This window comes from Novosphingobium profundi (genome assembly GCF_018491765.1).
GTDB lineage: Bacteria > Pseudomonadota > Alphaproteobacteria > Sphingomonadales > Sphingomonadaceae > Novosphingobium > Novosphingobium profundi.
The window spans coordinates 360,343-384,626 of record NZ_JABWCU010000003.1; the positions used below are offsets into that span (position 1 = coordinate 360,343).

At 67.2% G+C, this 24,284-nt stretch carries 19 protein-coding genes; 11 read left to right on the forward strand and 8 right to left on the reverse strand.

Features of this window, described 5'->3' with window-relative positions:
- Window positions 1–11 precede the first annotated feature (11 nt).
- Window positions 12–1,316 (reverse strand): chloride channel protein, encoded by a 1,305-nt coding sequence (locus HT136_RS04145; RefSeq protein ID WP_214198132.1) that lies wholly within the window; start codon window positions 1,314–1,316, stop codon window positions 12–14.
- A gap of 250 nt (window positions 1,317–1,566) precedes the next feature.
- Entirely contained in the window at window positions 1,567–2,145 is a 579-nt protein-coding gene (locus tag HT136_RS04150; protein ID WP_214198134.1) for a hypothetical protein, read from the reverse strand.
- A 468-nt stretch (window positions 2,146–2,613) separates the two neighbouring features.
- On the opposite strand from HT136_RS04150, the gene HT136_RS04155 reads away from it, so the two are divergent.
- Window positions 2,614–4,197: a phospholipase D-like domain-containing protein gene (locus HT136_RS04155; protein ID WP_214198136.1), complete on the forward strand. Its 1,584-nt coding sequence runs from the start codon at window positions 2,614–2,616 to the stop codon at window positions 4,195–4,197.
- Window positions 4,194–4,802: a GTP cyclohydrolase I FolE gene (gene folE, locus HT136_RS04160; RefSeq protein WP_214198138.1), complete on the forward strand. Its 609-nt coding sequence runs from the start codon at window positions 4,194–4,196 to the stop codon at window positions 4,800–4,802. The genes HT136_RS04155 and folE overlap by 4 nt, the downstream gene beginning before the upstream one ends.
- Window positions 4,803–4,883: 81 nt before the next feature.
- On the opposite strand, the gene HT136_RS04165 is transcribed toward folE, so the two are convergent.
- From HT136_RS04165 to HT136_RS04175, 3 genes are all read right to left on the reverse strand, one after another.
- Window positions 4,884–5,363: a peroxiredoxin gene (locus tag HT136_RS04165; protein WP_214198140.1), complete on the reverse strand. Its 480-nt coding sequence runs from the start codon at window positions 5,361–5,363 to the stop codon at window positions 4,884–4,886.
- A 159-nt stretch (window positions 5,364–5,522) separates the two neighbouring features.
- Complete coding sequence (locus HT136_RS04170) at window positions 5,523–6,821, reverse strand: methyl-accepting chemotaxis protein (RefSeq protein ID WP_214198142.1); 1,299 nt, start codon at window positions 6,819–6,821, stop codon at window positions 5,523–5,525.
- A gap of 25 nt (window positions 6,822–6,846) precedes the next feature.
- Window positions 6,847–7,734 (reverse strand): SphA family protein, encoded by an 888-nt coding sequence (locus HT136_RS04175; protein ID WP_214198144.1) that lies wholly within the window; start codon window positions 7,732–7,734, stop codon window positions 6,847–6,849.
- Between the two features lie 228 nt (window positions 7,735–7,962).
- Between HT136_RS04175 and ahcY the strand changes: the two genes are divergently transcribed.
- The 8 genes from ahcY to trxA all read left to right on the forward strand — a co-directional run bounded on the left by ahcY (window position 7,963) and on the right by trxA (window position 21,030).
- Window positions 7,963–9,381 (forward strand): adenosylhomocysteinase, encoded by a 1,419-nt coding sequence (ahcY, locus tag HT136_RS04180; protein WP_214198146.1) that lies wholly within the window; start codon window positions 7,963–7,965, stop codon window positions 9,379–9,381.
- 179 nt (window positions 9,382–9,560) lie between these two features.
- Window positions 9,561–11,915, forward strand: coding sequence for a sensor histidine kinase (locus HT136_RS04185; protein WP_214198148.1), 2,355 nt, complete (start codon window positions 9,561–9,563; stop codon window positions 11,913–11,915).
- A 5-nt stretch (window positions 11,916–11,920) separates the two neighbouring features.
- A complete protein-coding gene (gene tsaE / locus HT136_RS04190) occupies window positions 11,921–12,379 on the forward strand; it encodes a tRNA (adenosine(37)-N6)-threonylcarbamoyltransferase complex ATPase subunit type 1 TsaE (protein ID WP_214198402.1) in 459 nt (152 codons plus the stop codon).
- Window positions 12,376–13,374, forward strand: a complete 999-nt coding sequence (locus HT136_RS04195; protein ID WP_246543326.1) for an aminoglycoside phosphotransferase family protein — start codon at window positions 12,376–12,378, stop codon at window positions 13,372–13,374. The genes tsaE and HT136_RS04195 overlap by 4 nt, the downstream gene beginning before the upstream one ends.
- Window positions 13,371–14,096, forward strand: coding sequence for a nucleotidyltransferase family protein (locus HT136_RS04200; protein WP_214198150.1), 726 nt, complete (start codon window positions 13,371–13,373; stop codon window positions 14,094–14,096). Before HT136_RS04195 ends, HT136_RS04200 begins: the two co-directional genes overlap by 4 nt.
- Complete coding sequence (locus tag HT136_RS04205; RefSeq protein ID WP_214198153.1) at window positions 14,086–17,133, forward strand: PD-(D/E)XK nuclease family protein; 3,048 nt, start codon at window positions 14,086–14,088, stop codon at window positions 17,131–17,133. Before HT136_RS04200 ends, HT136_RS04205 begins: the two co-directional genes overlap by 11 nt.
- The gene (gene addA, locus HT136_RS04210) at window positions 17,130–20,630 is read left to right on the forward strand and encodes a double-strand break repair helicase AddA (protein WP_214198155.1); all 3,501 of its coding nucleotides are present in this window, start codon (window positions 17,130–17,132) and stop codon (window positions 20,628–20,630) included. The genes HT136_RS04205 and addA overlap by 4 nt, the downstream gene beginning before the upstream one ends.
- Window positions 20,631–20,709: 79 nt before the next feature.
- A complete protein-coding gene (gene trxA, locus HT136_RS04215) occupies window positions 20,710–21,030 on the forward strand; it encodes a thioredoxin (RefSeq protein ID WP_214198157.1) in 321 nt (106 codons plus the stop codon).
- A gap of 64 nt (window positions 21,031–21,094) precedes the next feature.
- Here trxA and HT136_RS04220 read toward each other — a convergent pair whose 3' ends face one another.
- The 3 genes from HT136_RS04220 to argJ are packed head-to-tail and all read right to left on the reverse strand — an operon-like array spanning window position 21,095 to window position 23,782.
- Entirely contained in the window at window positions 21,095–21,904 is an 810-nt protein-coding gene (locus HT136_RS04220; protein WP_214198158.1) for an inositol monophosphatase family protein, read from the reverse strand.
- Window positions 21,905–21,926: 22 nt separating this feature from the next.
- Entirely contained in the window at window positions 21,927–22,550 is a 624-nt protein-coding gene (locus HT136_RS04225) for a glutathione S-transferase family protein (RefSeq protein ID WP_214198160.1), read from the reverse strand.
- Window positions 22,551–22,555: 5 nt separating this feature from the next.
- Window positions 22,556–23,782, reverse strand: a complete 1,227-nt coding sequence (gene argJ, locus HT136_RS04230) for a bifunctional glutamate N-acetyltransferase/amino-acid acetyltransferase ArgJ (protein ID WP_214198162.1) — start codon at window positions 23,780–23,782, stop codon at window positions 22,556–22,558.
- A gap of 96 nt (window positions 23,783–23,878) precedes the next feature.
- Between argJ and HT136_RS04235 the strand changes: the two genes are divergently transcribed.
- Window positions 23,879–24,187 (forward strand): hypothetical protein, encoded by a 309-nt coding sequence (locus HT136_RS04235; protein WP_343222102.1) that lies wholly within the window; start codon window positions 23,879–23,881, stop codon window positions 24,185–24,187.
- The last annotated feature ends 97 nt before the right edge of the window (window positions 24,188–24,284 follow it).

Below are 24,284 nucleotides of genomic sequence, written 5' to 3' on the forward strand. Positions count from 1 at the left end.
CGCGTGGGCGATCAGGCCTGCTGTTCGCGCGGTTCCTCGGCCTGGCGCAGGAAGCCGTGCGAGAGACCGTGGTAGAGCTTGGTGTTGCAGACCAGCTTGCTGGCCGCATCGGCGATGATCGCGGTCAGGAAGAGCGGGAGGATCATGCCGCGATTGGCGGTTGTCTCCATGAGGATGATGACCGCCGTCAGCGGTGCGCGCACCACCCCCACGAAGTAGCCGGTCATGCCCAGCAGCACGACCGCGGGCATCGGATCGTCGGGAAAGGCGAAGGAGAGCAGTTCGCCGAAGCCCGCCCCGACCGAGAGCGAGGGGGCGAAGATGCCGCCCGGCGCGCCCGAGACGGCGGTGGCGGCGGTGGCGAGGAACTTGGCCGGGCCGAACCAGCCGGCGGGCATGCTCTGCCCCTCGATCATCTGCTTGGTCGTCTCGTAGCCGGTGCCCCAGGTGAGGCCGCCGGTGGCGACCCCGACGATGGCGACGACGAGGCCGCAGCCAAAGGCGGCGAGCACCGGGCGCTTGCGGATGGCGAGGAACCAGGGGTGGTGGCTAAGCGCGAAGGAGAGCATGATCTTGGAGAACAGGCCCCCGGCGATACCACCCAGGATTCCGGCGACGGGCGTGACGATGAGGACCGAGCGCAAGACGAGCCGGTCGTGCATCACGCCGAAATAGACGTAGTCCCCGGCGATGCCGAGGCTGACCATGCCCGAGATGACGACCGCGCCCATGACCAGCACGGCGACGCGCTGCTCGAAGGCGGAGGCGAGTTCCTCGATCGCGAAGGCGACCCCGGCGAGCGGGGTGTTGAAGGCGGCGGCGACACCCGCCGCGCCGCCCGCGATGAGGACGCCAGCCGTCATCGGCACGCGCAGCACCTTGTGGCAGGCCACCATGATCGCGGCGGCGATCTGGACCGTGGGTCCTTCGCGCCCGACCGAACCGCCCACGAGCAGGATCGCGACGGTCATGAGCAGCTTGAACAGCGCGGTCGGCAGCGAAAGAAGCTTGGTATAGGCGAGGTCCAGGTTCTTGGTCGCGGCCATGACCTGGGGAATGCCCGAGCCGCGCGCGGCGGGGCTGACCCGGTTGGTGAGCCAGACGACGCCCGCAAAGACGAAGGGCGTGGCGGCGAGGGTCAGGTAGATGTTGTGCGACTGGAAGCGGGTGAACAGTTCCTGCGCCTTGTCGCCCATCCAGGCGAAGCCGATCGCGGTAAGGCCCAGGAGCACGGCGCCGATCGCGGAGGCGGTACGGCGGCGGGCAAGATCGAAGGAAGGTTCGAAGTTGTGCGATGCCTCGACTATTCGTCTCATGCGCGCAGGGAGGGTCAACAGGGGTCCAATCGCATTAGGGTACGTTTGTCCCGGTCAAGGGGGGCTGGGACATTGCCGGGCCCTCTTGCTCCAAACATGCGATGAATCGCAAGGGATTTCCGGGAAAATTACCGGCACGGCAGTTGCCCGGTCGCAAACGCGACCACCGCTCAAATGCAAAGGGCCGGGATACCTGCGTATCCCGGCCCTTCCAAAAGCGTGCCGACCCGAGAGGGTGGCGACGATCGGATCAGGTGCCAGCCGGAGCTTCGGCGCCCGCGGCGGCGGTCTGCGGCGCAGAACCGCCCACGGCCTGGGCAAAGGCGTCGGCGGTCATGCCGATCGCAAGCGAGCCGTCGGGCATGAGGCCGATGTTGGCCTTCTTGAACAGCGCGGTGCGACCTTCGCCGTCGGCCAGTGTCATGGTCACGTCATCGCCCTCGACCTTGGCGATGGTGCCAATCACCTTGCCGTCGCTGCTCTTGATCGGGGCATCGACCACCATGGCCTTGGCCTTGGCTTCGCCGCTCTCGGCCTTGGCGCCCATGACGGCCGCCTCGAGCTGCGCCTTGGTCATGCCGATGGTCAGGCCCTTGTCGCGCATGGCAAAGGCGGTCTTGGGCAGACCTGCACGCGCAACTCCGGTGTTTACGGTCACGACGTCACCCGCAACGGCTTCAACGGCGCCGACTTCGTTTCCTTCCGGATCGAAGACCTTGGCGCCCACCGTCGGGGCAACCGACGCGGCCGGGGCGGCTTCCTGCGCCATCACGGCGACGGGAGACAGTCCTGCAGCGATGATCGCGGCGGCGATGAGCGAATTCTTCATGGCGTACTCCTTAATAACTCTTCCGGGCCATTCGAGCCGGACCGGAGGAGAAGGCCCTTGGTCTGAAAGGGCGTGAACTTATTTGTCCGGGACAGTTGTCCGGACAACGGGGCGGCCCCGAAGGGGCTGCGCGAGACCGCGGCGTGCTGCAATGCACAAGGGCGGTCCTCGAAATGCGATATATATACGCGTCAAAAGGAATGGCGGCTGAACGGTTCCAGATCAACTGCTAAAATGACACTTTTTCGCGGTGGGTCGCCTATTGCCATCCGGAGGCGACCCCAGGTGGATGAAAAACGCAAAGGGCAGACCGCGAATTTCACGCCGTTTTTCGCGCGAGCCGGCGGCGTTTCATAATGCGCCGCACAAATGGCAATTGGCTCCATTCGCTCCAGCCGAAAGGCTGGAACAACAGGAAGCTGAGGGGTTTACCACCATGGCGGTGTATCGTGGGCAGCAGGATCGGACATGGACAATGAGGACAGGGATGGGACGGCCTTGAACGAGGAGGATGGGCTGGCGCAATGCGACGAGGGCGTGTCGGCAACGGCCTGGCGCTTTGCCATGGCGACGAGGGCGCATGTCGTCGTCGACGCGGCTGACTACTTCCGCCTGGTGCGCGAAGCGATGGAGGAGGCGCGCCAGCGCATCTTCCTGATCGGATGGGACTTTGATTCCCGCATCTTGCTCTCCGACGGGCGCCGCTGGTGGCAGATGGGACGCAAGAAGCGCTTCCCCGCGCGGCTGGGTTCTTTCATTATCTGGCTGATCGAACACAATCCCCGGCTCGAGATACGGCTGCTGAAGTGGAATTTCTCGCTCTTCAAGTCGTTCCTGCGCGGCACGATGATGGTCGATCTCCTGCGCTGGGCGGCCCGCAAGCGGATCGACTTCAAGTTCGACGCGGCCCATCCGCTGGGGTGCAGCCACCACCAGAAGATCGTGGTCATCGACGACGTCTTCGCGGTCTGCGGCGGCATCGACATGACCACCGATCGCTGGGACACGCCCGAGCATCTCCCGCACGACCCGCGCCGCAAGCGGCCGACGGGGCGGCTCTATGGGCCCTGGCACGATATCACGATGATGATGGAGGGCGAGGTCGCCGCCGCGCTGGGCGAACTGGGGCGCGAGCGCTGGAAGGTGGCGGGGGGTAGCGGCTTCGCGCCTTGCGCTCCGCAGAGTGAAACACCCTGGCCCAACCGGCTCGAGGCTGAATTCGAGAATGTCGAGCTTGGCATCGCGCGCACGCGTGCGGCCTACCGCGACTGCCCGCAGGTGAGCGAGATCGAGGCGCTCTTCGTCGAGCAGATCCGCCGGGCCAAGCGCTTCATCTACGCCGAAACGCAATACTTTGCCTCGCGCGTCGTGGCCGAGGCGGTCTGCGAACGGCTGATGGAGGATGACCCGCCCGAGATCGTGATCATCAATCCGCTGACCGCCGACGGCTGGCTGGAACAGGTGGCGATGGACACCGCGCGTGTACGCCTGCTCGAGGTGGTCCAGGCGACCGAGCATCCCGAACGCTTCGCGATCTACTACCCGGTGACGAGCGAGGCCTCGCCGATCTACGTCCACGCCAAGCTGATGATCGTCGACGATGAAATCCTGCGCATCGGTTCGGCCAACATGAACAACCGCTCGATGGGGCTCGACAGCGAGTGCGACGTGTTCCTCGATCTCGCGCGTCCGGCCAATGCCGGGCGGCCCGAGCTCGGCGAGACGATTCGCGCCTTGCGTTGCCGTCTGCTCGCCGAGCATTGCGGCATTGAAGAAGGCGAGGTGGCCGCGATCCTGGCCGAGACGGGCTCGATGCACACGCTGATCGAGCGGGTAAACGGCGGCGAGATGGCAAACCGCAAGCATTTGCGCTTGTTGCCCTTGAAAGATCTGTCCGATGCTGAGAAGGCGCTAGGCGAGAGCGAGGTCCTCGATCCCGAGCGGCCTGACGAGATGTTCGAGCCGATCGAGCGTCGCGGTCTGTTTCGGCGCAAGGGAGCCCTGATGCGACTTCGCCTGAAGGAAAAGTGGAAAAGGAGAAGGCGGAAATGAGCTGTCTGGACGAGCCGGGCGAAGACAATCCGCTGGGTAAGCCCGATGTGCCCGAACACGTGCAGGAGGCGATCCGCACGCTCATCTCCTGGGCGGGCGACGATCCGACTCGCGAGGGCCTGATCGACACGCCCAAGCGCGTGGCACGGGCCTGGCTGGAATATTGCCAGGGCTACGAGGAAGATCCCTCGATTCACCTTAGCCGCGTGTTCGAGGAAGTGGGCGGCTACGACGAGGTTGTCCTGCTCAAGGACATTCCGTTCCAGTCGCACTGCGAACACCATATGGCGCCGATCCAGGGCAAGGCCGCGATCGCGTACCTGCCGCGCGATCACGTGGTCGGGATTTCCAAGCTCGCGCGCGTGCTGCACGGCTACGCGCGCCGCCTGCAGATCCAGGAGCGCCTCACCGCCGAAGTCGCCCAATGCATCTGGGACCATCTCAAGCCGCATGGAGTGGCCGTCGTGATCGAGGCGCAGCACGGTTGCATGACGGGACGCGGCGTGCGCACCCCGGGGGTGGGCATGATCACCAGCCGCATGATGGGCACGTTCCTCGAGGATCAGCGCAGCCGCAAGGAAGTGCTCAGCCTGATGGGTTATTGAGACCGCGAAACAGGATCCAGAACATGAAAAAGGGCAGCGCTGCATCGGCAGCGCCGCCCTTTTTCATGTGTGGGTCGGGGCTTAGAGCTTGCCGAGCATGTATTCGGCCGAGCTGACCTCGAAGGTACCGGGCGCCTCGACATTGATCTGCTCGACGACGCCGTCGTTGACGATCATCGAGAAACGCTGGCCGCGCGTTCCCATGCCGAAGCCCGAGCCGTCCATGGTAAGGTCCATCGCCTTGACGAGGTCGGCGTTGCCGTCGGCGAGCATGGTCACCTCGCTCGAACCCGAGGCCTTGCCCCAGGCGCCCATCACGAAGGCGTCGTTGACCGCGGTGCAGGCGATCTCGTCGATGCCCTTGGCCTTGAGGTCTTCGGCCTTGTCGACGAAGCCGGGCAGGTGCTTGGCCGAGCAGGTCGGGGTGAAGGCGCCGGGAACCGAGAAGAAGGCGACTTTCTTGCCGGCGAAGTAGTCGCCCGTCTGGATCGGCTCGGGGCCGGCTTCGCCCGCCTTCATCAGCTTCACGTCCGGGAATTTGTCACCAACGGCAATGGTCATGCGTGCATCCTTGTTTCGCGACAGTGCGTCACTCTGGCTCCCCGATATAGGGCCTGGACGTGACCCTGCAATGGCCCTTGGAACGGCAAATGGCCGGAGGTCCCGAACGCGGATCGGGGTCTCCGGCCAGACGCTGCACGAGAGGGGAGGGACGGCCCCCTAGCGCCGCGTGACGAAACGCTGGGTGAGGTGCGAGAGGTTGTTGACCTCTGTGCTGAGGTTGCGCGAGGCGGCCGAGGTTTCCTCGACCATCGCGGCGTTCTGCTGCGTGGCCGCGTTCATGGCGTTGATGGCGATGGCAACCTCGTCGATGGCGTTGGCCTGGGCCTGGTTGTCGCTGGCCATCGATTCGAGCAGCTTGTGGACGTGGCCCACGTTCTCGGTGATGTTCGAGAGCGCGCTGTCGACCCGTTGGACCGCGTTGACCGCCGAGCCGACCTCGTCCTGGGTGGTGGTGAGCTGGTCACGCGCGCGCTTGGCTTCCTCTTCCGAGCGCATGGCCAGCGCCGAAACGAGATCGGCGACGACCGCGAAGCCTCGGCCCGCTTCGCCCGCGCGGCCTGCCTCGACCGCCGCGTTCATGGCGAGGACGCGGGTCTGGAAGGCGATCTTGTCGAGCCCCTCGATGACCGTGTCGATACCCTTGGCGCTGTCGGCGACGCGCGCCATCGCGTTGACGGCCTCGTCGGTGATGGAGCGGCCGGTGTCGACGACCTTGATCGTCTCGTCGGCGCGCGCGACGGTTTGCGCGGCGTTGCGCGCGACGCCCTTGACGCGCCCGTCGAGCTCGCTCGTCGCCGCGGTTGTTTCTTCCAGGCTTGCCGCGTTGCTCTCGGTGCGACGGGCGAGGTCTTCCGAAGCCTCGGCAATCTCGATCGCGCCGGTGCGGATCGCGGAGGTGCTCTCGATGACGCCGCCCACGAGTTCGGACAGCGACTGGAGAGAGCGGTTGAAGGCTTCGCGCAAGGGTTCGTATTCGGGCAGGAACGGCGAGGTGATCGTCTTGGTGAGGTCACCTGCGGCAAGCGCGGAGAGGCCCTCGTTGAGGGCGTTGGTCATCGCGATCTGGTCGCTCAGGTCGTGGAGCTGGCACAAGATGCCGGTCTGCCCCTTGACCTCGACGACGGCGAGCGTCGCCAGCACCGGGACTTCCTGTCCGTCGCGGTGGAGGTGGGTCCATTCGAAGCGGTGGCGCCCGTTCTGAAGGGTTTGCCCGATCACCTCGTTGGCCTTCTCGGCCGAACTGGTCCCGCAGGGCTGCGTCGGGGGCGAGAGCACGTCGGGCTTGAGGCCGACGATCTGTTCGCGGGTGTAGCCCATCATGTCGGAATAGGCCGGATTGCACTCGACGATCACGCCGTCGACGATCAGATGCACCGCATCGAAGGTCTTCTGCATCAGTTCGGCGCCGGCGGCTTCGGCAAGCGACATTTCGGAATGACGTTTGAAGGGTATCATGGTCGAGACTCCAAGGTGCGCCGGGTCAGAAACGGACGTTGGCGCGCAGCCAGAACTTGTCGCCCTGGGGGCGGTTTTCGGTGTGGAATTCGTGCTGCCACTGGGCGAAGACGGGGACTTGGCCGAGTTGGTAGCGGACCATCGGACCCACCGCGAAAGCGCTGCCCCGATAACCGTCGGTGCCGACCTTGGCGCCATTTTGCGTGTCGTCGCCGAGCTGCTTGTAGACGTAGCCGGTGGCCGCAATGGCGATCGGGTTGAAATTGTAGCCGAGCGCGAGGTCGGCGTGGAATTCGGTGCCGCTCTTGTGGTCGGTGGCGGTGTTCCTGGTGTTGAAGTCCACCATCATCTTCGCGGAAGCCTCGAGACCTCCGGCCGGATCGAAGCGCGAGACCGCCACGATCGGCTCGAAAGTCCAGTAGTTGCGTCCGATGTTGGCGAGATCGCCCGCGCGGTAGGTGCCGATCGGCACGATCACGTCAAGTCCGGTGGTGAGCTGGTAGGGACCCTTGGTCCAGCTCAGGATGAGCGGGTCGACCACGAGATCGGCAAGTCCGGTCTTGGACTGGTGCGCGCCGGCGGCGTGCACGTCGAGCGTGGCGCCGGTGGCGATCGCGTGCATCGCCCAGGTCGCGCCGAGGATCTTGGTCCTGGTGACGTGGACGAAACGCAGCGACTGCGATGCGGCGTCGATGTCGAAGTCGGGGACAAGCGAATCCCCGGCGCCGTCGTTCAGCCGGTCGGCGTCGTAGAAGTTCGTGTAGCCGATCAGGTAGGTGCCGGGGGGCGGGATCGTGGCCGAGGCCAGCGTCTCGATGCCGTTCGGGTAGGCACCGCCACCGCCCTCGGTGGCCTGGGCCGGCGAAATGCAAACGATTGAACAGAAGGAAGTGAGAGCAAGCCCAAGCCGCATCGGGATTTCCTCTAGGATGTGAAAACGAATGCAATTCTTATAGAGGACTTGGTTGGCCGAGCGGGGCGTCGCACGCTTTTCTGATGAAAGGCGGGAGTGAAACGAAGGATATAAAGATTTCTTTATATTCGATTTGCGTTTTGCGCGTCGCTTCGGTAGGTCAGCATCATTCGCAGGTGCGTGCCTGCGTCGTCCATTCCAACCCGATCTTTCACCAGGAGCTTCCTCGTGGCCACAGTGCTTGACAGCAAAGACTACGCCATTGCCGACATTTCGCTTGCCGACTACGGCCGTGCGGAAATCGCGATCGCCGAGACCGAAATGCCGGGCCTGATGGCCCTGCGCGAGGAATTCGGCGCTGCGCAGCCGCTCAAGGGCGCGCGCATCACCGGCTCGCTGCACATGACCATCCAGACCGCCGTCCTCATCGAGACGCTGGTCGCGCTGGGCGCGGACGTGCGCTGGGCCACCTGCAACATCTTCTCGACGCAGGACCACGCCGCCGCGGCGATCGCCGCGCAGGGCATCCCCGTCTACGCCATCAAGGGCGAGAGCCTGGCCGACTACTGGGATTACGTGGGCAAGATCTTCGAGTGGAGTGTCGACGGCGATGAGGACCTCACCGCCAACATGATCCTCGACGACGGCGGCGATGCCACCATGTTCGCGCTGTGGGGCGCGCGCGTGGAAGCGGGCGAGGACCTGTTCGAGCCCTCGAACGCCGAAGAGATCGAGTTCGTCCGCTCGCTCAAGAAGTTCCTCAAGGAAAAGCCGGGCTACCTGACCAAGTCGGTCGCCGCGATCAAGGGCGTCTCGGAAGAGACCACCACCGGCGTGCACCGTCTCTACCACATCGCCAAGGACGGCAAGCTGCCGTTCCCGGCGATCAACGTGAACGATTCGGTCACCAAATCGAAGTTCGACAACCTCTACGGTTGCCGTGAATCGCTGGTCGACGCGATCCGCCGCGCCACCGACGTCATGCTTTCGGGCAAGGTTGCCTGCGTTGCCGGCTTCGGCGACGTCGGCAAGGGCTCGGCGCAGTCGCTGCGCAACGGCGGCGCGCGCGTCATGGTCACCGAGATCGACCCCATCTGCGCGCTGCAGGCCGCGATGGAAGGCTTCGAGGTCGTTACCATGGAAGAGGCTGTCACGCGCTGCGACATCTTCGTGACCGCGACCGGCAACGAAGGCGTCATCACCGGCGAGCACATGAAGGCGATGAAGGACAAGGCAATTGTCTGCAACATCGGCCACTTCGACAGCGAGATCCAGATTTCCGCGCTCGACAACTACGAGTGGAAGGAAATCAAGCCGGGCACCGATCTCGTCACGCTTCCCGATGGCAAGCAGTTGCTGATCCTCGCCAAGGGCCGCCTCGTGAACCTGGGCTGCGCCACCGGCCACCCCAGCTTCGTGATGTCGGCCAGCTTCACCAACCAGACGCTGGCGCAGATCGAACTGTTCACCAAGTCGGAGAACTACAAGAACGACGTCTACGTCCTTCCCAAGGTCCTCGACGAGAAGGTCGCCGCGCTTCACCTTTCGAAGCTGGGCGTGAAGCTGACCGAGCTCTCCAAGCGCCAGGCCGACTACATCGGCGTGCCGGTGGCAGGCCCGTTCAAGCCGGACCACTACCGCTACTGATCGGGCGCGGCCGCTCGCGGCTGCGAACCCGTGATCAACGGATGGCAGGGGAGGGCCGCGCGCACGCGCAGCCCTCCCTTTTCATTTTCGTCGTCATTCCCGTTTTTCGGCACGGTTTTGGCGCGTTCGGTGCGGCGGGGCATTGTCTTTGCGCACGCCGCGCACCATAGCCAAGGGCAATGGAGCCCGATCGTTTTCTCCCTCTCGTAGTCGGCATCCTGCTGGCGGCCTGGACGCTGGCGGCGGCCTGGATCATTCTCGTGGCACGAAAGCGCCAGAAGCGGGCGGAGGCGCAGTTGCGTTCGGCCCGGCGCCTGGCCCGGATGATCGAGGAGAGCCCGGCGCTTCCCCTGCTGGTGCGCTCGGACGGGCGGATCGAGGCCAGCCTGCGCCTCGCGCAGTGGCTCGGGCTCGACGGCGTGCCCCAGTATCTGACCGAACTCGACACGGGTGAGCGTGGATTGCCCGAGGACAAGCTGGCCGAACTGGCCGAAGCCGTGCGCCGTACGCAGAAGACCGCTTCGCCCTTCCGCATGGCGGTGACGCCGCGCAATTCCTCGCGCAGCCTGGCCTTGCGCGGGCACCTTGCCGATCCCCAGGTCTCGCCGGGCGGTGCGGCGCTGGTGTGGGTCTTCGATTTTTCCGACAGCGAAAGCGAACTCAGCCGCCTGCGCGAGGAAACCGCGCGCGCGCGTGGCGATTTCAGCGCGCTGGTCTCGCTGATCGAGGCCGCGCCGATGCCGATGTGGTTCCGCCGGCCCGACGGCGAACTGCAACTGGTCAACCGCGCCTATGTCGATGCCGTGGGCGCGCCCAGCGCCGAGCAGGTGGTGGCCTCGGGCATCGAACTGATCGAGACGGTGGAGGGTTTCACCCCGGCCGACGTCGCGCTCCAGGCGGCGGCGCGCGGGGTGCCCGTCGAGCGCGTGGTCTCGACCACGATCGACGGCCAGCGCCGCGCCCTGCGCGTCTCGGACCTGCCGCTCGGCGGGGAAGGGGTGGCGGGCTACGCGGTCGACATCGAGGACATGGAAGAGCTCTCGCGTTCGTTCCGCGCCTTTCGCGAGGCGCAGCGTGCCATGCTCGACCAGCTTTCGGCGGGTGTGGCCCAGTTCGACCGCCAGCGCCGGCTGGTTTTCGCGAACAAGTCGTTTCAGCACATGTTCGCGCAAGTCGGCAGCATGGAGCACGATCCGCCCGCCTTCGAGCGCCTGCTCGACGCCGCGCGCGAGGCCGGGCGCCTGCCCGAAGTGCGCGACTTTCCCGCCTGGCGGCGCGAGAAGACCTCCTGGTTCCTCTCCGACGCGACGCGCGAGGAAGCCTGGACGCTGCCCGACGGCACGCACATGCGCATCGTCGCGCAGCCGCTGCCCGATGGCGGGCTGCTCGTCATCGTCGAGGACCGCACCGAGCAGCTGCGGCTGTCGGCCATGCGCGACACCTTGTTGCGCACGCGCACCGCGATTGTCGACAGTCTATTCGAATCGATTGCGGTCTTCGCGCCCGATGGACGGATGCAGATCTGGAATCGGCGTTTCGCCAACGACTGGGGGCTCGAGAGTGATTTTCTCGACACCCACCCGCATGTCGAGACACTGCTCAAGAAGATCGCGCCGCGTCTCAAGCGCTCGGTGGAGGCTTCGGAAGTGGGCATGGTCGTACGCGCGGCGACGCTCGACCGCGCGCAGAAGGGGGGGCGCATCGCGCTGGCCGACGGGCGCATACTCGAATTCGCGGGCGTACCGCTGCCCGACGGCAACGGCCTTCTCGCCGTCCTCGACATCACCGATTCGCAGAAGGCCGAGGATGCCCTTCGCGAAAGCAACGCCGCGCTGATCGAGGCCGACGCGATCAAGACCCGCTTCCTGGCGAGCATGAGCTACGAGCTGCGCACCCCGCTCACCACGATCGGCGGCTTCGCCGAAATGCTCGATGCGGGGATTGGCGGTGAGCTCAACGAAAGCGGCCGCGAATACCTTGCCGCGATCCTCTCCTCGGTCGCCCAGCTTGGCGAGCATATCGAGAGCCTGCTCGACCTGTCGCAGAGCGAGGCGGGCATGCTTCCGCTCAAGAAGGAGCGCCTCGACCTCATGCCGCTGCTGCGCACGATTGCCGAGGAACGCATGGCCAAGCTCCAGGCCATGGACCTGACGCTCGACTTGCGCGCCGATGGGCTGCTGCGCCCGATCGAGGCCGATCGCAAGCGCCTGACCCGCGCGCTCGGCGCGCTTCTCGACAACGCGATCGAGGCCTCGCCGCGGGGCGCGCGCATCCTGCTCCAGGCGACGCGCAAGAAGACGGCCGAGGGCGAGGTCGTGCGCATCCAGGTCCAGGATCGGGGCAAGGGAATGGACAACCGCACGCTCGCCCGTGCGCTCGAAGGCATCAAGATGAGCGCCGACGGCCAGAGCATCGAGCGCCGTCAGGGGCTCGGCTTGCCGCTCGCGCGCCAGCTGATCGCCGCGCACGGCGGATCGCTCACGCTCGAATCCGAACCCGGACAGGGCACCAATGCGCTGGTGGAGTTGCCATGACGAGCATGACAATTGCGCTGCCCGACCTCGCCGCGATGGACGCCCTGGGGCGCGCCATTGCCGAGCGTTTGCAGCCCGGCGATGTCATTGCGCTCGAAGGCGGGTTGGGCGCGGGCAAGACCACGCTGGCGCGGGCGATCATCGCCGCGCTCGGCCACGCGGGGGAGGTTCCCTCGCCCAGCTTTTCGATCATCGAGGTCTACGAGCCGGGCGCAAAGGGGCAGGGTGTGCGCCTGCCACTGGTCCACGCCGATTTCTACCGGCTCGAACATCCCGACGAGGCCGACGAGATCGGCCTTGACGACTACCGCGAGGGGGCCGTCCTCATCGCCGAATGGCCGGGGCACGCCGGCGGGTTCGCGCATGAGCCGGGATGCCTCGCGCTCACGCTCGAAATTGCGGAACAGGGGCGTATCGCCATTGCCCGCGGGGGGGCGGATTGGCTAGGGCGGATGCCGCAATGACACAGGCTGCCATGACACTGCCCGAGGGGCTCGATTCGTTTGTCGCCAAGGCCGGCTGGGCCGACGCGAAAGTGGAGCCGCTTCCCGGCGACGCTTCGTTCCGGCGCTATTTCCGGCTGCGCAAGGGCGAGGATACTTGCGCGATGCTGATGCACGCGCCGCCGCCGACCGAGGATCCGGTGCCGTTCCTGCGCGCCGGGCGCTGGCTTGACGAGAACGGCCTTCGCGCACCGCACATCCTGGCCGAGGACGCGGCGCAGGGCTGGGTCCTGCTCGAAGACTTCGGCGATGCCCGCGTGCGCGATTACCTCGATCAGTGGCCGGACGACGAAATGGCGATCTACACCGGCGCGGTCGACGCGCTGGTGCAGCTCCATCGCTTGCCGTCGGGCCCGTTCAACGACTACACCTTGAGCGAGTACCTGCGCGAGGTGAAGCTGTTCATCGAGTGGTACTGCCCGGCGCAAAAGCTCTACGTCGACGTTGCCGGCTTCACCCAGGCGTGGGAGCAGGTGCTGGCCGACCTGCTGCCGCGCCAGCGCCCTGCCGTAACCGTGCTGCGCGACTACCACGCCGAAAACATCATGCTGCTCGGCGCGCTCGAGAGCCAGGGCCTGCTCGACTTCCAGGACGCGCTGGCCGGCCACCGCGCCTACGACCTGGTTTCGCTTTTGCAGGATGCGCGCCGCGACGTCTCACCCGAGGTGGAGCAGGCGATGATCACGCATTACGTGCGGGCGACGGGCTGCGATCCCGAAGTGCTGCTCGCCGACTACGCGCGCCTTGGCGCGCAGCGCAACGCCAAGATCGTGGGCATCTTCGTGCGCCTCTGGAAGCGCGACGGCAAGGACCGGTACCTTGCGATGATCCCGCGCGTCTGGGCCCACCTCGAGCGCGACCTCGCGCACCCGGCACTGGCCCCCGTTGCGCGCTGGTTCGAGGCCAACATTCCCGCCGAACTGCGCAGCGCCAGGGGAGGGCGTTTCGAAGCATGAACAGGGCACCCCTTGCCAGCGACACCGCGATGATCCTCTCGGCGGGTCTGGGCAAACGCATGCGGCCGTTGACTGCGACGCAACCCAAGCCGCTAGTGCGCGTGGCGCACAAGCCGCTGATCGACCACGCGCTCGACAAGCTCGAGGCGGCGGGGATCACGCAGGCCGTGGTCAACGTGCACTACATGGCCGATGCGCTCGAGGGGCATCTCAAGGTGCGCAAGAAAGGCCCGCAGACGCGCATTTCCGATGAGCGGGCACAGCTTCTGGAGACCGGCGGGGGCATGGTCCAGGCGGCCGGGATGCTGCCCGATCCCTTCTTTGCATTGAACAGCGACAACATCTGGCTCGACGGTCCGAGCGATGTCTTTGCCGAGTTGTCCAACGGCTGGGATCCCGAGCGCATGGACGCGCTCCTGCTGATGGTGCCGCACGCCCGCGCGCGCAACTATCGTGGCGACGGCGACTTCCACCTCGATGCCGAGGGCCATGTGGCGCGGCGCAAGCCGGGGCGTGTCGCGCCCTTCATCTACACCGGCATCCAGCTCGTTTCGAAGCGCCTCTTGCGCGAGGCGCCCGAGGGGCCATTCTCGACCAACCTCCTGTGGAGCCGGGCCATCGAGGAGGGCCGTCTCTTCGGCATTTCGCATATGGGCGAGTGGTTCGAAGTGGGCGAGCCGAGCGCGATCAAGCCGACCGAAGAGTATCTCCTTGGCGCCTGATCCCACGAAGACCGTTAGCGTTCCGACCGTCCATTCGCCTACCGTCTACTCGATCGCCGCGCACCGGGGGTTTGCCGATGCGCTCGTCGCAGGGCTTGTGCCGCGCTATGCGCAAGGAGACCTCGGTCTTGCCCGATTGACCCTTCTGCTGCCCAGCCGCCGCACGGTGCGCACGGTGACCGAGGCCTTCGTGCGCCACGCCGGAAGCGGGGACGGCGGTGACGGGGCGACCGGTCTGCTGCTGCCGCGCATGGTCGTGGTGGGTGATCTCGATCTCGACGAGGCGCTCGGGCCCTTGCTCGACCCGCTGGGGGCAGCCGATATTCCACCGGCTTGCGACCCGACCCGGCGCTGGCTGCGCCTTGCGCACTACTTGCGCCACGTCGAAGGCGATGCGGCGGGCAAGGGGCCGGCGCTGCTGCGCCGTGCCTTCGAGCTTGGCCGCACGATGGACCGCCTGCTGGTCGAGGGCATCGCGCCGATCGATCTGCTCTCCGACGAGGTGATCGCGATCGTCGGCGACCTCTCGCGCCATTGGGAGGACAACACCCGCACTTTCCTGAAAGTCCAGCAATACTGGATTGCCGAGCTGGCCGGCCGCGGTGAGATCGACGCGCCCGAGCGCCGCAACCGCCTGTTCGAGCACGCGGCACGGCGCTGGAAGGACGCGCCGCCCGCGTTTCCCGTCGTCGCGGCGGGCGTCACCAGCGCCTCGCCCGCGCTCGCGAAACTGCTGCGCGTGGTGAGCGAACTGGAGGACGGCGCGGTGATCCTGCCCGACCTTGACCTGACGCTGAGCGCGGAGGTGTGGGACGAGCTGGGCCATGCCGGAGTCCCCAAGGAGGCGGGCGATCTGCCGTTCGGGCCCCACGATGCGGTCACGCATCCGCAATACCATCTCAAGCTGCTGCTCAACCGCATGGGGATCGCGCGCGAGGAGGTGCGGCCCTGGCACCGCTCCGGCATGGCGGCGAGCGATCCCGTGCGCGGGACGGCCATTTCCAACCTTTTCCTGCCGCCGCGCGCCTCGGCGGCCTGGGTCAAGCTGCCCGCCGACAAGCGCCGCCTTTCCGACGTGCGGCTGATGGAAAGCACCCACCCCGGCGAGGAGGCGCAGGCGATCGCGCTGCTCGTGCGCGAGGCGCTCGAAGTGCCCGAGCGACGCGTCGCGCTGATCACGCCCGATCGCGGGCTTGCCGCGCGTGTGGTTTCACACCTCGCGCGCTGGGGCATCGCGGCCGACGACACCGCTGGTGAGCCGCTGCCGCAGACCTCGGCGGGGCGCCTGTTCTTGCTGCTCGCGCAAGTGCTGGCCGAGCAGGGCGCACCGGTGCCGCTTATCGCGCTGCTCACCCATCCATTGGCCGGGAACGGAGATCGGCGCGTGCGCTGGCTCGAGGCGGCGCGCCGTTTCGATCTCGCGCTGCGCGGGCCGCGCCCGGCGGCGGGTTTTGCCCCATTGGCCGCGCTGGCGAAGGAAAACCGGCTCGAGCGCTGGTGGGACGAGGTCGAGGCCTGCCTCGCTCCGCTCTTTGCGCTCCACGCCGGCGAGCCGCTCGGTAATGCGCTGGGCCTCCTGACCGAAGCGGCGGAGAAGCTGTGCGGCGAGGCGCTCTGGACAGGTCCTGACGGCCGCGCGCTGAGCGGCTTTATCGAGGACCTGCGCTCCGGGGCCGACAGCGCGGGCACGCTTGTCGATGCGCGCGACATTCACGCGATCTTGCGCGACGCGATGGATCGCACTTCGGTGCGCCCGCCCTGGGGCGGGCACCCGCGCGTTGCCATTTACGGCCTTCTCGAAGCGCGCATGAGCCGTGCCGATCTCGTTATCTGCGGCGGGCTCGTCGAGGGTGTCTGGCCCGCCAGTCCCGCGCAGGACGCGTTGCTGCCGCCCGCCGTGCTGCGTGCGCTGGGCGTTCCGGGCGCCGATTTCCGCATCGGGCTTGCCGCGCACGACCTTGCCGCCGCGCTTGGCGCGCCCGAAGTGGTGCTGAGCTGGGCGCAGCGCGACGAAGGCGGCCCGGTGATCCCCTCGCGCTTCGTCCTGCGCGTCAAGGCGATGCTGGGCGACCAGGCGCTGCGCCATGGCGAGCGCGCGGTGCCCCGCCTCGCGCGCCTGATCGACGACGCGACCCCGGTTCCCGCGCACCCTCGTCCTCAGCCGATGCCGAGCGCCGAGCAGCGCAAGGTCGACGTCTCGGTGACCGGGCTCGACCGCCTGCGCGGCGATCCCTACCAGTTCTACGCCAGCGCGATCCTGAAACTGCGCAGGCTCGACAGCCTGGATGCGGAGCCGAGCGCGGCCTGGCGTGGCGAGGTCGCGCACCTCATCATGCAGAAGTGGCACGAGGCGGGCGAACCCGAAAAGGGCCTTCACGCGATCGCCCGGCAGGTTCTCGACCAGGAAAGCGCGCACCCTTTGATGCGCGCCTTGTGGTGGCCGCGCCTTGCCGCCGCGCTCGAGACCTTCGAGGGGCTCGTGCTTACCGGCAAGGCCGAGGGGCGCCGCGTGCTCGGGGTCGAGCAGTGGGGCCACATGGATTACCGCGAAGTGCGTATTCTGGGCCGGACCGACCGGCTCGATCGCAAGCCTGACGGAACCATCGCGGTGGTTGACTACAAGACCGGCCAGCCGCCTTCGGGCACGCGCGTTCAGGAAGGCTTTGCGCTTCAGCTCGGCGTCACCGGGCTCATCGTCGAGGCGGGCGGCTTCGAGGGCGTTTCGGGTGAGGTGACCGGCTTCGAGTACTGGTCGATGGCCAAGACCAAGGAAGGCATGATCGGCTATAGGAACGAGCCGGTGCTCGAGGGGCGCAAGAAGTCGGGCATTCCCCGCGAAGAGTTCCTCGATCGTACGCGCGAATACCTCGACGATGCGCTCAATCGCTGGATTCTGGGCACCGAACCGTTCACCGCACGCCTCAATCCCGATCTCGATCTCTACTCGGATTACGACCAGCTCATGCGCCTCGACGAATGGATCACCACCATGGGCCGTAGCGAGCGGCGGCAGGCCGAGGAAGGAGAGGGCGCATGAGCGGTCCGGCCAGGGTCTATCCCCTTCACGGCAACCAGATGCCTGCGGTCAACCCGCTCGACACCGTCTGGCTTTCGGCCTCGGCGGGGACGGGCAAGACTCAGGTGCTCTCCTCGCGCGTGCTGCGCCTGCTGCTCGAGCCGAGCATCTCGCCCTCGCAGATCCTGTGCCTGACCTTCACCAAGGCGGGCGCGACCGAGATGGCCGCGCGCATCAACGGCACGCTCGCCGAATGGGTGCGGATGGAGGATGTCGAGCTGTTTCCGCGCCTCGAGGCGATCGGTGCGGCCACCGACGAGGCGACGATGGCGCGCGCGCGCACGCTGTTCGCGGCCGTGCTCGATTGCCCCGGCGGGGGCCTGCGGATCGACACCATCCACGCCTTCTCGCAGTGGCTCCTGGCGACCTTCCCGCTCGAGGCGGACCTCATCCCCGGCAGCCGTCCGATGGAGGACCGCGAACGTACCTTGCTGGCCAAGCAGGTGCTCGCCGACCTGCTCGTCGCCGCCGAGGAGGACCCGCTCGGTGACCCGCAACTGCTCGATGCCATCGCCGCGCTTTCGCTGCGCCATGGACCCGACGCGGTGATCGGCTTCCTCCTGCGCTGCGCGAGCGCGCGCGAGGTGTGGTTCGGAGCCGGAAGCTGGCAAGCGGGCGACATGCGCGCCCATGTCCTGCGCCTGCTCGACCTGCCGCCGCATGCCGATGCGGACATGCTCGCCGATCTGTGTTCGGACCAGCGCTTCGACGTCGCCTCGGTGCGCCGCTGCATGGAAGTGAACCATGAGTGGGGCACCAAGAAGGGGCTCGAGGCGGTCGATGCGATCAGCGAATGGCTGCTTGGAACGCCCGCGCAGCGCGTCGGGGCGATCGAGGGGCTGGCCAAGGCCTTTCTGACCCAGAAGGGCGAACCCAAGTCGAGCACCTCGCAGGAGAAGATCGATCCCTCCTACGCCGATTACGCCGCCCGCGTGGTCACCTCGATCGAGGCGGTGCGCTCGCTGCGCGCGATGCTCGACCTCGTCGACCATCTGGTGCCTTCGTTGCGGCTGGGGCGCGCCTTCGCAATCGCCTGGGACGAAGCCAAGGCGCGCGAGGGGCTGATCGATTTCGACGACCAGATCCGCCGCGCCGCCTCGCTGCTGCAGGACAAGGCGCAGGCCGACTGGATCCGCTACAAGCTCGACCGGCGCTTCGACCACATTCTCGTTGACGAGGCCCAGGACACCAACGAGCAGCAATGGGCGATCATCTTTGCGATGGCCGAGGAGTTCTGGGCCGGGATCGGCCAGCACGAGGAGCGCATGCGCACGCTTTTCGTGGTGGGCGACTACAAGCAGGCGATCTTCCGCTTCCAGGGCACCAGCCCGGAGAACTTCCGCAAGGCGGCCGACCGGGTGCGGCGCCTGATGCGCGCGGCGGCGAACAACGCGGCGCGCCTGCGTGCGCCCCATGCCCCGCGCGAGTTGCGCGAACTGGGGCTCGACCGCAGCTTCCGCACCGCGCAGCCGGTGCTCGACTTCGTCGACCGCGCGATCGCCGAGATCGGTCCCCAGCGCTTCGGTCTCGACCGCGCGGCCGAACGCCACGAAGGCGAACTGCGCCCCGGTTACGTGGCGCTGTGGCGTCCGGTGGGCGCCCAGGCGGCCGATGACGATGGCCCGAGCGAGGATGCGGGCGAAGGCGAGGACGGCGAGGAAACCTGGCTTTCGGGCCCGCAGCGCCGCATGGCCGATGCCATCGCGCAGCAGGTGCGCGACTGGCTCGACCCGCACGGGCCCGGCTTCACGCTCGACAAGGGCAAGCGCCGCCGCGCCACGGCGGGCGACATCATGGTGCTGGTGCGCCAGCGCAAGGAACTGGCGGGGCTCATCGTCGCGCGGTTGCACGCGGCGGGGGTCGCGGTGGCGGGCGTCGACCGCCTGCGCCTGGGCGCGCCGCTGGCGGTGAAGGACCTCGTGGCCGCGCTGCGCTTCGCCGCGCAGCCGCTCGACGACCTGAACCTCGCCAGCCTGCTCGTCTCGCCGCTGGTCGGCTGGTCGCAGGAGCAGCTTCTCGAACACGGGTACCGCGACAAGCACGTGCGGCTCTGGGATCACTTGCGTGCTTCCACCAAGGTCGAGGTGGGGGCGATGCTGATCCACCTGGGGGACCTGCTTGCGCGCGCCGATTATCAGCCGCCACACGCGCTGTTGCAGTGGATTCTGGTGGGCCCCTGGCAGGCGCGGCGGCGGCTCGTCGCGCGGCTCGGCAGCGAGGCGGGCGACCCGATCGACGAACTGGTCAATGCCGCGCGCGCTTATGCCGTCACCGATACGCCCAGCCTCGTCGGGTTCCTGGCCTGGTTCGAGGCGGGCGATGGCGAGTTGAAGCGCGAGGCCGACAACGCCGGCGGACGCGTGCGCGTGATGACCGTGCATGGCTCGAAGGGGTTGCAGGCGCCGATCGTGATCCTGGCCGACGCGACGGGCAACCCCGAGACCGCGCGCGAGGGTGGTGTGGCGCTGCCCGATCCGCGCGATGCGCGCCGCCGCGTGCCGCTTCCGCCGATCTCGAAGGCCGCCAAGGTCGGTCCGATCGCGCAGGAGATTGCGGCTGCCAAGCAAGCCGACGAGGAAGAGCACTGGCGCCTGCTCTACGTGGCGATGACCCGCGCCGAGGAAGCTCTGTTCGTCGGCGGGGCCCTGGGTCCGAAAGACAAAGGCCAGCCCGCGCCCAAGAGCTGGTACGCGCAATTGCGTGGCCTGTTCCCGGCCGAGGCCGAGCTTGCCGATCCGATCTGGGGCGCGCGCTGCGAGGAGGGGGCTCTCGCGCCTTCGGTCCCGCTGCGCGCAGGTCCCGCCGAATTGCCCCTGCGCGAGCCGCTGCCACTCTGGACCCAGCGCGCGCCGCCCGCCGAGCCGCGTCCGCCGCGCCCGCTCGCGCCGTCTTCGCTGGGTGAGGACGATGCACCCGATCCGCCGTTTCCTCCGGGTTCGGGACGAACGGCGGCGCGGCGTGGCACCGTGCTCCATGCCCTGCTCGAACGCCTGCCCGCGCTGGCCGCGGACGAGCGCAGGGAGGCGGGCGAGCGCTGGCTGACGCGCAACGCGCGCGATCTCGACGCGACAACCCGCGGCGAGCTCCTGTCCGATGTGCTGGGGGTCGTCTCCAATCCCGAATGGGCGGACCTGTTCGGTGCGCAGAGCCTGGCCGAAGTGCCGGTGGCGGCGGTCGTGGGCGAGCAGGTGGTGGCGGGCACGATCGACCGCCTTGTCGTCGAGCCCGACCGGGTTCGGCTGGTCGACTACAAGACCTCGCGCCGTCCGCCGACGTCGCTGGGCACCGTGCCGCGCGGGGTCTTGCGCCAGATGGGCGCCTATGCCGCCGCGCTAGAACAGACCTTTCCGGGCCGCAAGGTCGAGGTCGCCATTCTCTACACCGCGCTGCCGCTCATGATTCGGGTTCCGGACGATGTGCTCGACGCGCACAAGCCGGACTTGACCGCAGCGCAGTAATCCTTTCGGGAAGAGCCGTTGCCTCGCGGCGTTTCATCCCTAGATTGATCGTCAAACGAAGTTCTCAGGAGTTTGCCCAATGCCCACCATTGCCGTTACCGATTCCAGCTGGGAAGACGACGTTCTCAAGTCCGAGACGCCCGTGCTCGTCGATTTCTGGGCCGACTGGTGCGGTCCGTGTAAGATGATCGGCCCGGCTCTCGAGGAAATCTCGGACGAACTCGATGGCAAGGTGAAGATCGCCAAGATGGACATCATGGCCAACACCGATATTCCCGGCCAGATCGGCGTGAAGTCGATCCCGCTCATGGTTCTCTTCAAGAACGGCGAAGCGGTGGCCCAGAAGCTGGGTGCGGCTCCCAAGAGCGCGCTCAAGGGCTGGATCGAAAGCGAGATCTGATCCTCGTTTTCAACCGGTTATGCTGGTTTCCTGAACCCCTTTCGCACCTCGGTGCGGGAGGGGTTCAGTCCATCTGGAGCGCCAGTTTCGCGAAGGCGTCCCACAGCTCGGGCGAGGAGGCCCCGACGAGGTCGCGTCGCTCGTATTCGTCGACGCGGTAGGCGCTGCCGTCGGGACGCGCGGCCTTGCCACCCGCTTCGTTGAGGAACAGAACGCCCGCGGCATGGTCCCAGGGCAGCGTGCGGTTGAACATCGAGACGTCGTTGGTACCCAGCACCAGGCGCGGATACTGCTCGGCCGCGCAGCGCGGGATGTCGACGAGGCGGTAGTGCGGGGCGGCAAGGCCCATGAAGCGCTCGCGCGTGCCGGGTTCCATGAAGATCGTCGAGATCGCCGCAACCGGGGGTGTCTCGCCACTGGTGCGCGCGGTCACGCGGTAGTCGCCGATCCAGGCACCCGAGCCGAGCCCGGCATGGCAGAAGCGCCCGGTCAGCGTGTCGAGGATCCATCCGCCGATGGTCTCGCCCTTGTCGGCAAGCGCCACCAGTACGCCGAACGGGGCTTTGCCCTGCGAAAAATTCATCGTGCCGTCGAGCGGATCGACGATCCAGCACAGCTTGTCCTTGAGCTGCTCCATCACGCTGGGATCGGCGGCGACCGCTTCCTCGCCCACGACGGCGGCTTCGGGCAGGAGCTGGAGCAGGCGCGCGGTCAGGATCGCCTCGCTCTCCTGGTCGGCGATGGTGACGACGTCGCCCACGCCCTTGTCCATGATCTGGTCCAACTCGAGCTTGCGGTAGCGCGGCTTGATGGCGCGTTCCGAAGCTTCGCGCATGATGGTTTCGACCGCGGCGGTGAGGGCGGGGGTGATCATGGAAAAAGTCTCTTGCGAACTGTCAGGACAGGGCGGTGGCAACGTGCTCGGCGTAGGCCGGACGTGCGAGGAGTCGCTGGTAGAGGTCCTGGACCTGCGGCAGCGCGGCGCCGTCCGGGTTCAGCGTGAACCAGGAGTGGAGGAAAGGGCCCATCGCGATGTCGCCTACGCCGATCTGGTGGCCCGAAAGCCAGGCAAACTGGGCGAGGTGCGCCTCGAGAACGCCGAGCTGGCGCGCGCAGGCCTCGCGCGAGGCGGCGATGGCGGCCTCGTCGCGCTGATCGGCGGCCATGCGCACAAGGCCGAGGTACATGTCCTTCTGCGCCGCACCGTAGCCCGCCTGCCAGTCCATCCACCGTTCGGCGAGCGCGCGGTCGATGGGATCGGTGAAGTACCAGCGCGGTCCGCCATATTCGGCGGCCATGTAGCGCACGATCGTATTCGATTCCCACAAGGTCACCTTGCCGTCGCCGATCGTGGGGACGAGCCGATTGGGGTTGCGGGCAAGGTCCTCCTCGGAGAACCCGAAGCTTCCGCCCACGTCCACGCGGCGAAAGTCGAGGCCGAGTTCGGCGGCGAACCAGGTGACCTTCTTCACGTTGTGCGAATTGGGCCGCCCCCAGATGGTGAAGAACGGATCGCTCATGCCGCTCAGCTCCGGTAGTCGGCGTTGATCGAGATGTAGCCGTGGGTGAGGTCGCAGGTCCACACGGTGGCGGCGCCATCGCCAAGGCCCAAGTCGACCTCGATGGTCACGTCCTGGCCCTTGAGGTGCGCGGCGACGGGGGCCTCGTCGTAGTCGGCGAGCGGGAGGCCCTGCTTGGCCGCCCAGGTTCCGCCGAAGCCGATCGAGAGCCGGTCGCGGTCGGCGGGTTCGCCCGCCTTGCCCACGGCCATGACCACGCGGCCCCAGTTGGCGTCCTCGCCCGCGATGGCCGTCTTGACCAGCGGGGAGTTCGCGATGGCCATGCCGACCTTGCGCGCACTCTCGTCCGAGACCGCGCCCGAGACGCTGACCGCGATGAACTTGCTCGCGCCTTCCCCGTCACGCACGACGAGGTGCGCGAGCTGGCGGCACACGTCCTGAATTGCGGCGGCAAAGGCATCGGCGCCCGGGCTGTTCGCATCGATCAGCGGCGCGTTGCCCGCCTTGCCGGTGGCGAAGGCGAGAACGGTGTCGCTGGTCGAGGTATCCGAATCGACCGTGATGCACGAGAAGCTGCGGACGTTGGCCGCCGAGAGGCATTCCTGCAGGAACGCGGGGGAAACCGCCGCGTCGGTGAAGAGGTAACCCAGCATCGTCGCCATGTCGGGCGCGATCATGCCCGAACCCTTGATGATCGCGCTGATCGAAATTCGGGTCTCGCCGATCATCGCCGTCGCGCTTGCACCCTTGGCGAAGGTGTCGGTGGTGGCGATCGTGTTGGCCGCATCCTCCCACGAACAGGCCTCGGCGACGAGCGCCTTCGCGATCCCCTCGCGCGCCTTGTCCTTGGGCAGGGGCACGCCGATCACGCCGGTCGAGGAGACGAAGACTTCCTCTTTCGCGCAGCCGATGTGCGCGGCGACCTGGTCCATGATCTGCTCGACCGCCTCGCGCCCGCGATAGCCTGTAAAGGCATTGGAATTGCCGGCGTTCACGACGAGCGCGCGCGCCGAGCCCTGCGCGATGTTGGCGCGCCCGATCTCGACCTCGGAGGAGCAGCAAAGGTTCCTGGTGAAGACACCCGCGACCGCCGTCCCTGGCTCGAAGGTCACGTACGTGAGGTCGCATCGCCCCCAGTCCTTGTATCCCGCACGCACCACGTGCGGCGTGACGCCCGCGATCGCGGGCATTTCGGGGAAGGGCTGGGCGAGCGGGCTGACGGGATGACTCATGGCCTGAGCGGGTAACGCATGGCGTCCGCGCGTCAAGCGCCGGAGCGCAAGCGACGTGAAATTGGGACGAAATGCGCTTGGCAGTGGACACCTGCGGTGAGGCTCACTATCTCCCACGTCATGGCCAATCGCCTGCTCCTGACCCTGCTCGCGCTTCTGACGGGCCTTGCCGTGCCGGCGAGCGCTGCACAGGCGCGCGGAGCGCAGGTTTCGGCCGCGCAGCAAGTGGCCCTCATGGTCGAGCCGGGCACGGCGCAGGCACCCCGCGCGCCCGTCGCGCTGGCGCGCCTTCCCGAACCGGGCTTGCGCAACACGCGTATCGTCGCACCCCTGCTGCACGATGCGGTGCCCGAAGCGCCCGCTGTCGCCGCGATCCTGACCGGAATCGACCGCGCCCGCGAATAGGCGCGGCCGTCAGCCTACCTTTTCGGTGCCTTTCCGAAGGCGACCATTCGCGCGCGCTTTTTCGCAGCTTGTGCAACGCGCCGCGCAATCATGCATT

What these genes read in the sequence shown, in the direction of transcription:
- HT136_RS04145 (WP_214198132.1), bottom strand. Translation starts at nt 1,316, where the DNA reads ATGAGACGAATAGTCGAGGCATCGCACAACTTCGAACCTTCCTTCGAT.
- HT136_RS04150 (WP_214198134.1), bottom strand. Translation starts at nt 2,145, where the DNA reads ATGAAGAATTCGCTCATCGCCGCCGCGATCATCGCTGCAGGACTGTCT.
- HT136_RS04155 (WP_214198136.1), top strand. Translation starts at nt 2,614, where the DNA reads ATGGACAATGAGGACAGGGATGGGACGGCCTTGAACGAGGAGGATGGG.
- folE (WP_214198138.1), top strand. Translation starts at nt 4,194, where the DNA reads ATGAGCTGTCTGGACGAGCCGGGCGAAGACAATCCGCTGGGTAAGCCC.
- HT136_RS04165 (WP_214198140.1), bottom strand. Translation starts at nt 5,363, where the DNA reads ATGACCATTGCCGTTGGTGACAAATTCCCGGACGTGAAGCTGATGAAG.
- HT136_RS04170 (WP_214198142.1), bottom strand. Translation starts at nt 6,821, where the DNA reads ATGATACCCTTCAAACGTCATTCCGAAATGTCGCTTGCCGAAGCCGCC.
- HT136_RS04175 (WP_214198144.1), bottom strand. Translation starts at nt 7,734, where the DNA reads ATGCGGCTTGGGCTTGCTCTCACTTCCTTCTGTTCAATCGTTTGCATT.
- HT136_RS04185 (WP_214198148.1), top strand. Translation starts at nt 9,561, where the DNA reads ATGGAGCCCGATCGTTTTCTCCCTCTCGTAGTCGGCATCCTGCTGGCG.
- tsaE (WP_214198402.1), top strand. Translation starts at nt 11,921, where the DNA reads ATGACAATTGCGCTGCCCGACCTCGCCGCGATGGACGCCCTGGGGCGC.
- HT136_RS04195 (WP_246543326.1), top strand. Translation starts at nt 12,376, where the DNA reads ATGACACAGGCTGCCATGACACTGCCCGAGGGGCTCGATTCGTTTGTC.
- HT136_RS04200 (WP_214198150.1), top strand. Translation starts at nt 13,371, where the DNA reads ATGAACAGGGCACCCCTTGCCAGCGACACCGCGATGATCCTCTCGGCG.
- addA (WP_214198155.1), top strand. Translation starts at nt 17,130, where the DNA reads ATGAGCGGTCCGGCCAGGGTCTATCCCCTTCACGGCAACCAGATGCCT.
- trxA (WP_214198157.1), top strand. Translation starts at nt 20,710, where the DNA reads ATGCCCACCATTGCCGTTACCGATTCCAGCTGGGAAGACGACGTTCTC.
- HT136_RS04220 (WP_214198158.1), bottom strand. Translation starts at nt 21,904, where the DNA reads ATGATCACCCCCGCCCTCACCGCCGCGGTCGAAACCATCATGCGCGAA.
- HT136_RS04225 (WP_214198160.1), bottom strand. Translation starts at nt 22,550, where the DNA reads ATGAGCGATCCGTTCTTCACCATCTGGGGGCGGCCCAATTCGCACAAC.
- argJ (WP_214198162.1), bottom strand. Translation starts at nt 23,782, where the DNA reads ATGAGTCATCCCGTCAGCCCGCTCGCCCAGCCCTTCCCCGAAATGCCC.